Source organism: Burkholderia cepacia complex sp. TUM26381, assembly GCF_057439935.1.
Genome location: NZ_CM172006.1, coordinates 599,857 through 614,349, shown reverse-complemented (window position 1 = coordinate 614,349; position 14,493 = coordinate 599,857). Strand labels below are relative to the sequence as shown.

Annotated in this window: 14 protein-coding genes; 7 read left to right on the top strand and 7 right to left on the bottom strand. The window is 67.1% G+C overall.

Annotation, left to right across the window (positions count from 1 at the left end):
• Positions 1–90: 90 nt before the first annotated feature.
• Complete coding sequence (locus ACWMMN_RS02955; RefSeq protein WP_059236186.1) at positions 91–864, bottom strand: SDR family NAD(P)-dependent oxidoreductase; 774 nt, start codon at positions 862–864, stop codon at positions 91–93.
• Positions 865–1,015: 151 nt separating this feature from the next.
• On the opposite strand from ACWMMN_RS02955, the gene ACWMMN_RS02950 reads away from it, so the two are divergent.
• The gene (locus tag ACWMMN_RS02950; RefSeq protein WP_059236188.1) at positions 1,016–1,906 is read left to right on the top strand and encodes a LysR family transcriptional regulator; all 891 of its coding nucleotides are present in this window, start codon (positions 1,016–1,018) and stop codon (positions 1,904–1,906) included.
• A gap of 78 nt (positions 1,907–1,984) precedes the next feature.
• On the opposite strand, the gene gap is transcribed toward ACWMMN_RS02950, so the two are convergent.
• Together gap and tkt are read right to left on the bottom strand one after the other, a co-directional pair.
• A complete protein-coding gene (gene gap, locus ACWMMN_RS02945; protein ID WP_014898111.1) occupies positions 1,985–2,995 on the bottom strand; it encodes a type I glyceraldehyde-3-phosphate dehydrogenase in 1,011 nt (336 codons plus the stop codon).
• 87 nt (positions 2,996–3,082) lie between these two features.
• Positions 3,083–5,155, bottom strand: coding sequence for a transketolase (tkt, locus tag ACWMMN_RS02940; protein ID WP_059236192.1), 2,073 nt, complete (start codon positions 5,153–5,155; stop codon positions 3,083–3,085).
• A gap of 215 nt (positions 5,156–5,370) precedes the next feature.
• Between tkt and speE the strand changes: the two genes are divergently transcribed.
• The 3 genes from speE to ACWMMN_RS02925 all read left to right on the top strand — a co-directional run bounded on the left by speE (position 5,371) and on the right by ACWMMN_RS02925 (position 7,548).
• Positions 5,371–6,228, top strand: coding sequence for a polyamine aminopropyltransferase (gene speE, locus ACWMMN_RS02935; protein WP_059236194.1), 858 nt, complete (start codon positions 5,371–5,373; stop codon positions 6,226–6,228).
• 118 nt (positions 6,229–6,346) lie between these two features.
• The gene (locus tag ACWMMN_RS02930; RefSeq protein ID WP_059236196.1) at positions 6,347–6,763 is read left to right on the top strand and encodes a VOC family protein; all 417 of its coding nucleotides are present in this window, start codon (positions 6,347–6,349) and stop codon (positions 6,761–6,763) included.
• A gap of 17 nt (positions 6,764–6,780) precedes the next feature.
• Entirely contained in the window at positions 6,781–7,548 is a 768-nt protein-coding gene (locus tag ACWMMN_RS02925; protein WP_174993278.1) for a 16S rRNA (uracil(1498)-N(3))-methyltransferase, read from the top strand.
• A 78-nt stretch (positions 7,549–7,626) separates the two neighbouring features.
• Here the strand turns inward: ACWMMN_RS02925 and ACWMMN_RS02920 are convergent, their stop codons facing one another.
• The 4 genes from ACWMMN_RS02920 to ACWMMN_RS02905 all read right to left on the bottom strand — a co-directional run bounded on the left by ACWMMN_RS02920 (position 7,627) and on the right by ACWMMN_RS02905 (position 12,236).
• Entirely contained in the window at positions 7,627–8,334 is a 708-nt protein-coding gene (locus tag ACWMMN_RS02920) for a hypothetical protein (RefSeq protein WP_174993279.1), read from the bottom strand.
• A 212-nt stretch (positions 8,335–8,546) separates the two neighbouring features.
• Positions 8,547–9,110, bottom strand: coding sequence for a barstar family protein (locus tag ACWMMN_RS02915; RefSeq protein ID WP_059236200.1), 564 nt, complete (start codon positions 9,108–9,110; stop codon positions 8,547–8,549).
• A 16-nt stretch (positions 9,111–9,126) separates the two neighbouring features.
• A complete protein-coding gene (locus ACWMMN_RS02910) occupies positions 9,127–9,558 on the bottom strand; it encodes a guanyl-specific ribonuclease (protein ID WP_174993280.1) in 432 nt (143 codons plus the stop codon).
• Between the two features lie 377 nt (positions 9,559–9,935).
• Positions 9,936–12,236 carry an NADP-dependent malic enzyme gene (locus ACWMMN_RS02905; RefSeq protein WP_256085553.1) on the bottom strand — a complete coding sequence of 767 codons (2,301 nt, stop codon included), beginning with the start codon at positions 12,234–12,236 and terminating at the stop codon, positions 9,936–9,938.
• Positions 12,237–12,412: 176 nt separating this feature from the next.
• On the opposite strand from ACWMMN_RS02905, the gene thiL reads away from it, so the two are divergent.
• From thiL to ACWMMN_RS02890, 3 genes are read left to right on the top strand one after another with little or no spacing between them, the layout of a single operon-like run.
• On the top strand, positions 12,413–13,411 hold the full coding sequence (gene thiL, locus ACWMMN_RS02900; RefSeq protein WP_174993281.1) for a thiamine-phosphate kinase: 999 nt from the start codon (positions 12,413–12,415) through the stop codon (positions 13,409–13,411).
• Positions 13,401–13,946, top strand: a complete 546-nt coding sequence (locus ACWMMN_RS02895; RefSeq protein WP_059236208.1) for a phosphatidylglycerophosphatase A family protein — start codon at positions 13,401–13,403, stop codon at positions 13,944–13,946. Before thiL ends, ACWMMN_RS02895 begins: the two co-directional genes overlap by 11 nt.
• Positions 13,947–13,977: 31 nt before the next feature.
• Entirely contained in the window at positions 13,978–14,478 is a 501-nt protein-coding gene (locus ACWMMN_RS02890; protein WP_256085552.1) for a CinA family protein, read from the top strand.
• The last annotated feature ends 15 nt before the right edge of the window (positions 14,479–14,493 follow it).

Below are 14,493 nucleotides of genomic sequence, written 5' to 3'. Positions count from 1 at the left end.
GGCCCGCTCGTATGGCGGGCTCTTTTGGGAATTCGGATGCCGGCGCGAGCCGGCGCAACGGCGCTGCGCACACGGCGCAAGCGCCGCCGCTCAGACGGCGCTGGTCAGGCCGCCGTCGACGAACAGCGTCTGGCCGTTCACGAAATCGGATGCGGCCGACGCGAGGAAGATCGCCGCGCCGCACAGCTCGTCGACGCGCCCCCAGCGGCCGGCCGGCGTACGCTTGCACAGCCAGTCCGAGAACGCCGCGTCATCGACCAGCGCCCGATTCAGTTCGGTTTCGAAATAGCCGGGCGCGAGGCCGTTCGCCTGGATGCCGTGGCGCGCCCAGTCGGCGCACATCCCTTTCGTCAGCATCCGCACCGCGCCCTTGGTCGCCGCATACGGCGCGATCGTCGGCCGTGCGAGCTCGCTCTGCACCGAGCAGATGTTGATGATCTTCCCGCGGCCGCGCGCGATCATGTGCCGCGCGACGGCCTGCGCGACGTTGAACACGCCGTCGAGGTTCACGCGCATCAGTGCCTGCCAGTCGTCCGGTTCGAAGGTATCGAGCGGCGCGCGGCGCTGGATGCCGGCGTTGTTCACGAGGATGTCGATCGCGCCGATGCGCGTCTCGACATCGTCGATCGCCGCGCGCACCTGCGCATGCTCGGTGACGTCGAACACGGCATGGTCGGCAGCAAAACCTTCCTCGCGAAAGTGGCGCGCGAGCGTCGCGGCCTTCTCCTCATTGCGATCGTTGATGACGATCGCGGCGCCGGCTTCGGCGAGCCCGCGGGCGAGCGTCAGCCCGATCCCGCGTCCGGAACCGGTAATCAGTGCGCGGCGGCCGTCGAGGCGGAACCGGTCAAGCGCGTGGGTCATGGAGGTCTCCTCGTGCCAGTCGAGCCGGCGGCCCGTCGCGGCCGGTCTCGCGTTGACGCTATCTTCGGCTCGCCGCCGGGCATCGCGCCAATGGTTGTTTTTGATCCGGTTATCATGAAATCTGATTACCGCCCACGGGTGCCCGCCGACCATGGAACTCAAGCAATTGCGCGCCTTCGTCACGCTCGCGGAGGAACTGCATTTCGGGCGCGCCGCGCAGCGCCTGTTCATCGTGCAGCCTGCGCTGAGCATGCAGATCAAGGCACTCGAGGAAGAACTGGGTGCGCGCCTGTTCGAGCGCGACCGGCACAAGGTCGAACTGAGCGACACGGGGCGCGTGTTCCTGCCCGAGGCACGCGCCACGCTGCAGCAGGCCGCGCGCGCGGAGCAGATGGCGCGGCTGTCGAGCCGCGGCGAAATCGGCACGCTGCGGATCGCGTTCGTGTCGTCGGTGCTGCCCACGCTGCTGCCGGCCGTGCTGCGCACGATGCGCGAGCGCTATCCGCTGATCACGCTCGAACTGAAGGACATGCCGACGCCCGACCAGATCGCCGCGCTGCGCGACCGGCGGATCGATTTCGGGATGATCCGGCTGCCGGCCGCGTATGCGGGCATCGACACGCGCGTGGTGCTCGAGGAAGGGTTCGTCGTCGCGCTGCCGCTCGACCATCCGCTGGCCGCGCACGACGCGATTTCACCGGCCGCGCTGCGCGGCCAGCCGGCGTTCGTGCTCGCGCGCCGTTACGCGCCGGGCTTTCACGACGACATGCTGCTCGCGCTGAGCCGCGCGGGCACGACGCTCGAGATTGCGCAGGAGTTCGGGGAATTCACGACGATGCTCGCGCTCGTCGCGGCGGGGATGGGGATCGGGCTGATCCCGGCGGAAGCGGCCAGCGCGCTGCCGCCGAACGTGCTCGCGCGGCCGCTCGACCTGGCCGGGCATCGTACCGGCATCGGCCTTGCGTGGACCGACCTCGACAGCCCGCTGAAGCGGGCGTTCGTCGCCGCGCTCGAGCAGGTGACGGCGGCATCGGGGCCATAAAAAAAAGCCCGGCCGGAAAACCCGGCCGGGCTCGTACGCTGCGCGCACCGCCTCGCGGCGGCCGCGCAACGTTCGGGATTACTTCGCGTTCGCGAATGCGACAGCCGTATCCAGCATGCGGTTCGAGAAACCCCACTCGTTGTCGTACCAGCTCGACACCTTGACGAGGCGGCCCGACACCTTGGTCAGCGTCGCGTCGAACGTCGACGAAGCCGGGTTGTGGTTGAAGTCGATCGACACCAGCGGTGCGTCGTTGTAGCCGAGGATGCCCTTCAGCGCGCCTTCCGATGCTTCCTTCATGATCGCGTTGACTTCCTCGACCGTCGTGTCGCGCTTCGCGATGAACGACAGGTCGACAACCGACACGTTGATCGTCGGAACGCGGATCGCGTAACCGTCGAGCTTGCCGTTCAGTTCCGGCAGCACGAGGCCGACGGCCGAAGCCGCGCCCGTCTTCGTCGGGATCTGGCTGTGCGTAGCCGAACGCGCGCGGCGCAGGTCTTCGTGATAGACGTCCGTCAGCACCTGGTCGTTCGTGTACGCGTGGATCGTCGTCATCAGGCCGGTTTCGAGGCCGATCTTGTCGTTCAGCGGCTTGACGAGCGGCGCGAGGCAGTTCGTCGTGCACGATGCGTTCGAGATGACGGTGTGCTCGGCCTTCAGCACGTTGTGGTTCACGCCGTAGACGATCGTCGCGTCGACGTCCTTGCCGCCCGGTGCCGAGATGATCACCTTCTTCGCGCCGCCCTTCAGGTGCGCGCTCGCCTTTTCCTTCGTCGTGAAGAAGCCCGTGCATTCCATCACGACGTCGACGCCGAGCTCGCCCCACGGCAGTTCGGCCGGGTTGCGGTTCGCCAGCACGCGGATCTTGTCGCCGTTCACGACGAGGTAGTCGCCGTCGACCGACACTTCGCCCGGGAACTTGCCGTGCGCGGTGTCGTACTGGGTCAGGTGCGCGTTGGTCTTCGCATCGCCCAGGTCGTTGATCGCGACGATCTCGAGATCGTGCTTCTTGCCGTTTTCATAGAACGCGCGCAGCGTGTTGCGGCCGATACGGCCGTAGCCGTTGATTGCGACGCGAATCGTCATGGTCTATCTCCTGATGGCTGAAAAAATTCGTTTCGTGCAGCTTCACGGTGCGACGCGCGCGAGGGGTGGCGCGCGTCGCGAATGCTTTTAGGCCAGTACGGCCTTCGCGGTCTCGACGACGTGCTCGACGGTGAAGCCGAAGTACTTGAACAGCACGCCGGCCGGCGCCGATTCGCCGAACGTGTCGATCCCGACGACGCCGCCTTCGAGGCCGACGTACTTGTGCCAGAAGCTCGTCACGCCCGCTTCGATCGCGACGCGGCGCACGCCGTGCGGCAGCACGCGTTCGCGGTATTCGGCGTCCTGGCGGTCGAACACGTTGGTCGACGGCATCGACACGACGCGGGCCGCGATGCCCTGCTGCGCGAGCGGCTCGACGGCCTTCATCGCGAGTTCGACTTCCGAGCCCGTCGCGATCAGGATGATCTTGCGCGCGACGATCTCTTCGTCCCAGTCCTTCAGCACGTAGCCGCCCTTCGCGATGTTCGCGATCTGCGCATCGGTACGCGGGTTGAACGCGAGGTTCTGGCGGCTGAAGATCAGGCTCGACGGACGGTCTGCGGCGATCGCGTGGGTCCAGGCAACGGCCGTCTCGACCGTGTCGGCCGGACGCCATACGTCGTGGTTCGGGATCAGGCGCAGGCTCGACACGTGCTCGATCGACTGGTGCGTCGGGCCGTCTTCGCCGAGGCCGATCGAATCGTGCGTGAACACGAAGATCGACGGCACTTTCATCAGCGCGGCGACGCGCAGTGCGTTGCGGCTGTAGTCGGAGAACGTCAGGAACGTGCCGCCGAACGGCTTGTGGCCGCCGTGCAGCGCGAGGCCGTTGATCGCGGCGCTCATGCCGAATTCGCGCACGCCGTAGTTGATGTGGTTGCCCAGCGCGACGCCCGGGCCTTCCGGATTCGCGCGAACCGCCTTCGACGCCTTCCAGTTGGTCAGGTTCGAGCCGGTCAGGTCGGCCGAGCCGCCGAGCAGTTCGGGCAGTGCGGCAGCCAGGCCTTCGATCGCCTGCTGCGACGCCTTGCGGGTCGCCACCGTCTCGCCGCGCTCGTTCGCGCCGGCGATGATCGCCGCAGCCTTCTCGGCCCAGTCGGCCGGCAGCTGGTTGGCCATCCGGCGCTCGAATTCGGCGGCTTCTGCCGGGAACTTGGCGCGATATGCAGCGAACGTCGCGTCCCATTCGGTTTCAGCGCGCTTGCCGGCTTCCTTTGCATCCCAGGCCGCGTAGACTTCCTGCGGAATCACGAACGGCTCCCACTTCCAGCCGAGCGCTTCGCGCGTCTTCGCGATTTCTTCCGCGCCGAGCGCCGCGCCGTGCACGTCGTGGCCGCCGGCCTTCGTGGCTGCGCCCTGGCCGATCACCGTCTTGCAGCAGATCAGCGTCGGCTTGTCCGACAGCTTCGCCTTCGCGATGGCTGCGTCGACCGCGTCGACGTCATGGCCGTTCACGTGCGGGATCACGTTCCAGCCGTACGCTTCGAAGCGCTTCGGCGTGTCGTCGTGGAACCAGTTCACGACGTCGCCGTCGATCGAGATGCCGTTGTCGTCGTACAGCGCGATCAGCTTGTTCAGCTTCAGCGTGCCCGCGAGCGAGCAGGCTTCGTGCGAGATGCCTTCCATCAGGCAGCCGTCGCCGAGGAACACGTACGTGTGGTGATCGACGATCTTCGCGCCGTCACGGTTGAATTCGTCGGCCATCAGCGCTTCGCCGAGTGCCATGCCGACCGCGTTCGCGAGGCCCTGGCCGAGCGGGCCGGTGGTCGTCTCGACACCCGGCGTGATCCCGTATTCCGGGTGGCCCGGCGTCTTCGAGTGCAGTTGGCGGAAGTTCTTCAGCTCCTCGATCGGCAAGTCGTAGCCGGTCAGGTGCAGCAGCGAGTACAGCAGCATCGAGCCATGGCCGTTCGACAGCACGAAGCGGTCACGGTCGGCCCAGTGCGGGTTCGTCGGGTTGTGCTTCAGATGGCGCGACCAGAGCGCGACGCCGATTTCGGCCATGCCCATCGGCATGCCGGGGTGGCCGGAGTTCGCTTGCTGGACGGCGTCCATTGCGAGCGCACGGATCGCGTTGGCCATCAGAGTGGTGGAGGCGGGAGACGAAGTCGTCATGTCGAGTCCGGAGAACGAGTCGAGGAAACGGGGGCACGGCGGCATCCGGAAGCTCGAGCGTCAATCGTTCCCGGCGCGCGGTGCGGCGCCTGACGGACGCGAAGCGGACGGAGCCTACGGACGGGGCTGCAAAGCTCGTCATTTTAACAGATGGGCTGACATTTCCCTTGTCGGCGCGTAGTGTTCAGGCACGGTTTTCCGTCAAACCGCCCGCCTCCTATAATTCAGACGTCGGAACTGCCTGCCCCAATGGCCCGCCCGTGAGCACCACGCTTCTCTTTCACCCTACGCCCCACGCCACCTACGGCTTCCCGAATGCCCGGCGGCTCGCGCACGTCGCGTCCGCGCACCAGCAGATCGAAGTCTGGGAAACCCCGCAGCTCGGCCGCCTGTTCACGCTGGACGGCCGGCCGATGACGTCGGTCGGCGACGAGTACGTCTATCACGAGTGCATGACGCACCCGGCCGCGCTCGCGCACCCGTCGCCGAAGAAGGCCCTCGTGCTCGGCGGCGGCGACGGCGGCGCGGCACGCCAGTTGCTCAAGCACGCGTGCATCGAGCGGATCGTGATCGCGGAACTCGACGACGAGGTGGTCGGGATGGCGCGCCGCTATCTCGACGACGTGCACCAGGGCGCGCTCGACGACCCGCGCGTCGAGGTCGTGATCGGCGATGCCGCACATTTCGTCGAGTCGACCGTCGAGCATTTCGATCTCGTCGTGTTCGATCTCACGCCGCCCGATTCGCCGGCGGCCGGCCTCTATACGCGGGCGTTCTACGCGCGGCTCAAGCGCATTCTCACGCCGTGCGGCGCGATCTCGATGCATCTCGGCTCGCCGGTGTTCCACGCAGCGCGCATCGCCGCGCTGCTCGACGACCTGCGCGCCAGCTTCGCGGTCGTCGATCCGTTGTCCGCGCACGTCCCGCTGTACGGCTCGCAGTGGCTGATGGCGATTGCGAGCGACACGCTCGACGCGGCCGCGCTGTTCGCGCACGACATCGACGATCGGCTCGCGGCCCGCCGCGTCCACGGACTGCGCTACTACGATGCGCGGCTGCATGCGTCCCTGTTTGCCCTGCCGTGCGCGCTGCGCGATACACTGGGCGTTCGCCGCTGAGCGTCCGGGCGGCCGCATCGTTCCGTTTTCCCACCGAGGTTCCGCATGGTTCGCCGTGCGAAACACGGAATCGGAACGCCCCGGATGCCGTGCCACCCTGGTTTCACAGGAGATTTTCATGACCGATCCACGTCCGGCCAACGTGCCTTGGTTGACGCCCTACCTGGCTGTTCGCAACGCACGCGCGGCCATCGATTTCTTCAAGGCCGCGTTCGGCTTCGAGCTGCGCGACGTGCACGACGAGGACGGCGCGATCATGCATGTCGAGATGACCTATCGCGGCCAGCTGATCGTGATGTTCGCGCCCGAAGGCGCGTTCGGCTCGACCGCGCTCACGCCGAAAAGCGCGAACACGACCGCGCCGCAATCGTTCTATCTGTATGTCGACGACGTCGACGCCACCTGGCAGCGCGCGCTCGACGCGGGCGCGAAATCGCTGAGTGCGCCGCAGGACCAGTTCTGGGGCGACCGCTTCGCGCAGATCGAGGATCTCGACGGCTACCGATGGGCGCTTGGACACCGTCTCGACGCATGACCGACACCGCAACACGCATGAACGAAGCCACCACCACCGCGGCCGTGCCGCGCTTTTTCGTCGACGCCGCTTTGCGCGTCGACACCACGCTCGCATTGCCCGCCGACGTCGCACGCCACGCCCAGGTGCTCCGCCTGCAGCCCGGCGACGTGCTCGCGCTGTTCGACGGCACCGGCGGCCAGTACCGCGCCCGGCTCGTCGAGATCGACAAGCGCAGCGCGATCGCGCAGATTGAAACGTTCGAGCCCGCCGAAGCCGAGCCGCCCTATCGCGTGACGCTCGCGCAAGGGATCGCCGGCGGCGACAAGATGGACTGGGTAATCGAGAAGGCCGTCGAGCTCGGCGTCGCGGCGGTCGTGCCGCTGTCGACCGCGCGCGGCGTCGTGAAGCTGTCCGGCGAACGCGCCGACAAACGCGTCGCGCACTGGCGCGGTGTCGTGCGTGCATCGTGCGAACAGTGCGGACGCAACCGTGTGCCCGACGTGGCGCCGGTCGCCGGTTTCCACGCGTGGCTCGATACGCTGCCGGCCGCACCGGCCGACGGCGAGCTGCGGCTGCTGCTGTCGCCGCGTGCGAGCATCCCGTTCGCGTCGCTGCCCGACGTGCCGCCCGCCGCAACCGTCACCCTGCTGATCGGCCCTGAAGGCGGGCTGTCGCCCGACGAGGAAAACGCGGCGCGCGCCCGCGGCTTCACCGCGCTGTCGCTCGGGCCGCGCGTGCTGCGCACCGAGACGGCCGGCGCGGCCGTGCTCGCGGCGCTCGCCGCACGCTGGGGCGGGTGGTGACGAGCGGGGCATGCCACCGCGCGGTGGCACGGCACTGCCCCGCCCGCACGCGACGCTGACGCCGCGCTTGATCGCGCGTTACTTGTCGCTCGACGAACCTTGCGGCATCGCATCGGACAACGTATCGAGCACCGGCGTCAGCACGTCTTGCGGGCTACCGGTCGTCCAGCCGCCGTCCTTCAGGCTGTAGACGTCGATCTTGCCCGTCACCGGGCGCGTCACCGGCGCGTCGTCCAGCACCTGCGCGATGCCCGAGAAGACCGTCTTGAACGCGGCAATGCGTGCCGCCTCGTTCTTCAGGCGCCGATTCGGCCCCAGCTTCGCCTCCAGCGCCTTCCCGCCGGGCCCCGCATCCGGCACACGGCAAGCGAATTCGACCGTCGCGATCGTCTCGCCCTCGATGGCCGAATTCGGTCGCAACGACGACCCGGTCGTCTTGCATTCCGAGCGATTGAGCGCGCGCTGATACGCGGCGGCCATGCTCTCGACCGACGGACGCAACGCGGCACTCGCCTTCGGCGGCATCGACGCCAGCATCCCGTCGGCCATGTCCTTGCGCATCGACTCGCCCATGTTCGACAGCACGTCGATATCGAGCGCGTCCTTGCCGCTGTAACTCGTGCGTACCGCGTCGTTGAATTCGCGGGCTTTCGACACGTCGCCGTTGACGAGTGCGCCGATATAAAGATCGACGGTCTGTTCGGGCGTCAGCGGCGCGGCATGCGCGGCGCCGGCCGCGACCAGCAGGGGCAGCACGACGGCGCGCGCGGAACGGGAAATGCTCATGGGAAGACAGCCCTCTCTCGATGGTTTGTTGTACGCACCCGATACGGCGGCTGCCGCAGCCGGGCCGACCGAGATTGTCTCGAAAAATGGCGCCAGATGAAAGGCCAATGTCAGCAAGTGCCATGCGGCGGCGGTGCCTGCGCATCGCGCAGGCGCAAAAAAGCCCGCTCGAGGCGGGCTTCTTGCCGAATCGGCCGCTAGCCGATGCGTGCTTACGCGAACGAGTAGAACACGCGGAACGCGACCTTGCGCTCGGCCCAGAACTCGGCCGCCTCGCGGAACACGTCGAGCAGCGTCTCGCGCCCTTCCTTGTCGAATTTCTGCGCGATCGGCAGCCCTTCGAGGACGATCACGAAGCCGGGCTGCGCGCCGGCCTTCGCGACGAGGTCGGTCAGGCAGTCGTACAGCGCGTCGTAGTTCTTCCCGAAATGCTTCGGAAACAGGAACGACGTCGCGATCGTTTCCATCACTTCCTGCTTCGACTGCGCGGCGCCGCAATACGCGAACAGGAAGTGCTGGCCGAGCCGGGTGGCTTCGTCGGCGAGATCCTGCACGCGGAACGCGCGGATCGACTGCACGAGATTGGGTCGCACGGTCGTGAAAAGGCTCATAGGCTCCTCGTTCGATGAAAGCCCGGGTTCGGCTTCCTGTTGCTCCAGCGTACCGCCAGCCTGCGCCGCCGCGTGAAGTTGAATCACGCGCTGAAACAGATTGCCGTCGCCGGCCGCGAACAGTTCCGCCGCCGCCGTATCGTGCGCGTAGATGGAGTCGCTCATGCCATTCGTCCCGAAGTCATTCAACAATACGTTTAAAACTGTTGTAGTGGTCGCCCGTGTAATAACAGTTGTCGATCCGGCGCAAGGGCCCGCCACAGACGATCCGGCGCGCCCCGCGATTGCGGGCACGCGGCGTCGGCACCGTGTACTCGTGGTAGTAGCCGCGCTTCGCCTTCGGCAGGATCCGCTCTCGGTTGCCGAATACGACGCCGTCTTTCTCGTACGGATAGGGACCGCCCGCGCCGATCAGGCCCAGCGTGGTCACGGCCTCGCGCGGAAGACTGGCAGCCGGAATCGTATCGAGCCCGCTGGCGGCCACGTCGGCCGGAACGGCCTCCCGTGCGTAAGCGGCGGAAACCAGACTGCCCGTCGGCGTGCCGACGATACCCATCGCGAACATCGCGAAGACGGACGCGAGCGCGCCGTTGCGGAGCCACTTGCGTGCCATGAACCAGGGTTCCCGCTGTTAAATCAAGTAGTTGACGACCAACAAAGGCGTTAGCGTAGCGTTATTGGCCGCGCGAATCAATGTCCGTTTGGGAATCGAAAGCGCCGTGATACCCGGAATGGCGCATTTCTTACCGAAATTACACTACATTTATCTTACATAGGCTAAAATGGAGCCGGCATCTCGCTGATGGCAGGAACTGCCTCCCTGCCTCGCTCGCCGTCTGGAGTGGAGAGATGCTGCTTGTTGCTTGCGGGAAGCGCGTTTGCGTCCTGCCCGGCGGCGTGCCCATTGCGGGCACGCCTCTTTTTGCTTTTGTTTACAATTTTTCCCGACGCGCCACGCCGGTTCGACCGGCCTGGCGCGTTCGTTTGGGCTCAGCGCGTCGCGTTCACGTCGGCGACCAGCAGCGCCGCCATGTTGACGATGCGGCGAACGGTCGCCGATTCGGTCAGCACGTGCACCGGCTGCGCGGCGCCGAGCAGGATCGGCCCGATCGCGATGTTGTTGCCGGCGGCCGTCTTCAGCAGGTTGTACGCGATATTCGCGGCGTCGATGTTCGGCAGGATCAGCAGGTTCGCTTCGCCTTCCAGCGTCGATTCCGGCAGGATTTCCTTGCGCAGCGCCGCGTCGAGCGCGACGTCGCCGTGCATCTCGCCGTCGACCTTCAGCTCCGGCGCGCGTTCCTGCAGGATCGCGAGCGTATCGCGCATCTTCTTCGCCGAAGGTGCATTGCTCGTGCCGAAGTTCGAGTGCGACAGCAGCGCGACCTTCGGTTCGATGCCGAAGCGGCGCACTTCTTCCGCCGCCATGATCGTGATCTCGGCCAATTGCTCCGGGGTCGGATCGACGTTCACGTGCGTATCGACGAGGAAAATCTGGCGGCCCGGCAGCACGAGGCCGTTCATCGCCGCGTACACGCTGCAGCCCGGGCGCTTGCCGATCACCTGGTCGATGAAGTGCAGGTGGCGGTGCGTGGTGCTGATCGTGCCGCAGATCATCCCGTCCGCTTCGCCCTTCTTCACCAGCATCGAGCCGATCAGCGTCGTGCGGCGGCGCATTTCGACACGCGCGAGCTGCTCGCTGATGCCCTTGCGCGCCATCATCTTGTAGTACGTCTGCCAGAAGTCGCGGTAGCGCTCGTCGTGCTCGGTGTTGACGACCGTGAAATCGGTGCCCGGCGTCAGGCGCAGGCCGTAGCGCTGGATACGGTGCTCGATCACCGACGGGCGGCCGATCAGGATCGGCTTGGCCAGCTTCTCGTCGACGATGATCTGAACGGCACGCAACACGCGCTCTTCTTCGCCTTCCGCGAACACCACGCGCTTCTTCTCTTCCGGCGCGGCGCGCGCGATCTGGAAGATCGGCTTCATCGTCGTGCCGCTGTGATACACGAACTGCTGCAGGTGGACGCGGTACGCCTCCATGTCCTCGATCGGGCGCGTCGCGACGCCGCCGTCCATCGCGGCCTGCGCAACGGCCGGCGCGATCTTCACGATCAGGCGCGGATCGAACGGCTTCGGAATCAGGTATTCGGGCCCGAACGACAGGTCCTGGATCCCGTACGCGGTCGCGACGATGTCGCTCTGCTCGTGCTGTGCGAGCTCGGCGATCGCGTTCACGGCCGCGATCTCCATTTCACGCGTGATCGTCGTCGCACCGACGTCGAGCGCGCCGCGGAAGATGAACGGGAAGCACAGGACGTTGTTGACCTGGTTCGGGTAGTCGGTACGGCCGGTGGCGAGCACCGCGTCCGGACGCACTTCGAGTGCGAGTTCCGGCAGGATTTCCGGCGTCGGGTTCGCAAGCGCGAGGATCAGCGGGCGCTCGGCCATGCCCTTCACCATCTCCTGCTTCAGCACGCCCGCGGCCGACAGGCCGAGGAAGATGTCCGCGCCGTCGATCACTTCGGCCAGCGTCCGGGCTTCCGTTTCGCGCGCGAAACGCTCCTTGTCCGGATCCATCAGCTCGGCACGGCCCTTGTAGACCACACCAGCCAGGTCGGTCACGATAATGTTCTCGAGCGGCAGGCCGATGTCGACCAGCAAGTCGAGACACGCGAGCGCGGCCGCGCCCGCGCCGGAGGCGACGAGCTTGACCTTCTTGATGTCCTTGTTGACGACCTTCAGGCCGTTCGTGACGGCCGCGGCCACGACGATCGCGGTGCCGTGCTGGTCGTCGTGGAACACCGGAATCTTCATCCGCTTGCGCGCTTCGCGCTCGACGATGAAGCAGTCCGGCGCCTTGATGTCTTCCAGGTTGATCCCGCCGAAGGTCGGCTCCAGCGCGGCGATCACGTCGACGAGCTTGTGCGGGTCCGACTCGTTCAGCTCGATGTCGAACACGTCGATGCCCGCGAACTTCTTGAACAGCACGGCCTTGCCTTCCATCACCGGCTTCGACGCGAGCGGGCCGATGTTGCCGAGACCGAGCACCGCCGTACCGTTCGTGACGACGCCGACCAGGTTGCTGCGCGCGGTGAAGCGCGCCGCGTTGAGCGGATTCTCGACGATCTCTTCGCACGCATACGCCACACCCGGCGAGTACGCGAGCGCGAGGTCGCGCTGGTTGATCATCTGCTTGGTCGGGGCGATCGCGATCTTCCCGGGGGTCGGGAATTCGTGATAGTCGAGTGCGGCTTCGCGGAGCTTGGCTTTGGAAGAGGCTTGAGTAGACATGTGTCTCTTGGCGGGCGGATTAGAATAACTGTTCGACGGCATTGTAGCGCCAATCATCGGCCGCCAGACCGGCGATTCGGGTGCAACAGCCGCGACAAAAATGGGCCGAACGATGCAGGAACGTTGCCGCTCGCCTCGTACAATGCCGTTCCTTCAATCGTTTCGGATTACCCGCCGTGCCAGCCGCCCTTTCCGAGTTTTCGCTGATCGAACGCTTCTTCACGCGCCGTGCCGCGCTGGGCGCCCGCGCGTCGACGCTCGGCATCGGCGACGATTGCGCGCTGATCGCGCCGCGATCCGGGAAGTTGCTGGCCATTTCGACGGATATGCTGGTGGAAGGCCGCCACTTCTTCCCCGACGTCGCGCCCGACGCGCTCGGCCACAAAACGCTCGCAGTCAATCTATCCGATCTCGCGGCGATGGGCGCCGAGCCGCGCGCGTTCACACTGGCGTGCGCGCTGCCGCGCGCCGACGCGGCATGGCTCGAGGCCTTCAGCAACGGGCTGTTCGCGCTCGCCGAGCGCTACGGCTGCGAGCTGATCGGCGGCGACACGACGAGCGGGCCGCTGAACCTGTGCGTGACCGTGTTCGGTGAAGTCGCGCCCGACGCGGCGCTGCGGCGCGACGCCGCGCGCGACGGCGACGACGTGTGGGTGTCCGGCACGCTCGGCGATGCGCGAGCCGGCCTCGGCGTCGCCCGCGGCGAATGGACGGCGGGCGCGGACGAAGCGGCCGCGTTCCGGCGCGCGCTCGAGCGGCCCGAACCGCGCGTCGCGCTCGGCCTGGCGCTCGCGGGCGTCGCGCACGCGGCGCTCGACCTCTCCGACGGGCTCGCCGGCGACCTGCAGCACATCCTGACGCGCTCGAACGTGCGCGCCGAGATCGACGCCGACGCGGTGCCGCGTTCGGCGGCACTCGCAACGCTGCCGCCCGACGTGCAGCGCCGCTGCACGCTGGCGGGCGGCGACGACTACGAACTGTGCTTCACCGCGCCGGTCGCAGCCCGCACGGCGGTCGAAGCGGCCGGCGCAACGGCCGGCGTGCCGGTCACGCGAATCGGTACAATACGCGGGTTGTCCGCACCGTCGGCACAACCCGCCATCTCGTGGCGCGACGCCACCGGCGCGCCCCTCGCTCTCACGTTGCACGGCTTCGACCATTTCCATGCAGACTGACCCGACGCCCGCGCACGCCGCGGCCGAGACCGGCGCCGCATCCCATGCGCCGAAGCGCGCGACCGCGCGCTTCATGCTGTCGCACCCGGCGCACATCGTGTCGCTCGGCTTCGGCAGCGGGCTTGCGCCGATCATGCCCGGCACATTCGGCTCGCTGTTCGGCTGGCTCTCGTTCGTCGTGCTCAACCGCTACCTGACGGTGCCCGAATGGTGGGCGCTGATCGCGGCCGGCCTCGTGGCGGGCACGTGGATCACCGGTTTCACCGCGAGGAAGATGGGTACGTCCGATCCGGGCGCCATCGTCTGGGACGAGATCGTCGCGATCTGGCTCGTGATGCTGTTCGTCACGCCCGCGACCTTCATCGGCCAGCTGTGGGCGTTCGTCGCGTTCCGCTTCTTCGACATGCTCAAGCCGCCGCCGATCCGCTACTTCGACCGCCGCCTGACAGGCGGGCCCGGCATCATGGTCGACGACCTGGTCGCCGCGTTCATGACGCTGCTCGTGATCGCCCTGTGGCGCTCCGTCATCGGCTGACCGATTTCCCGACTCCCGTTTCCCGACGCGCATGCCAACCGATTCCGTCGTCCATCAGCTTGCGATCCGCGCAGGCAACAAGCTGCGTGACGAGCACCTCACGCTCGCCACCGCCGAATCCTGCACCGGCGGCATGATCGCCGCCGCGATCACCGACATCTCCGGCAGCAGCCAGTGGTTCGAGCGCGGCTTCGTCACGTATTCGAACCAGGCCAAGATCGAGATGATCGGCGTGCCGCTCGACCTGATCGACAAGCACGGCGCCGTCAGCGAGCCCGTCGCGCGCGCGATGGCCGAAGGCGCGCTGCGCAACAGCCGCGCGCAGGTCGCGCTGTCCGTCACCGGCATCGCGGGCCCGGCCGGCGGCAGCGAGAAGAAGCCGGTCGGCACCGTGTCGTTCGGCTGGAGCAACCGGCTGCATACCGACGTCGAGACGCTCGTGTTCAAGGGCGACCGCGAGCAGATCCGCACGCAGGCGGCCGCGCATGCGCTGCGCGGGCTGCTGAAGCTGCTCGACGAACGCGAAGGCTGATCGGGCCGGGGCGCA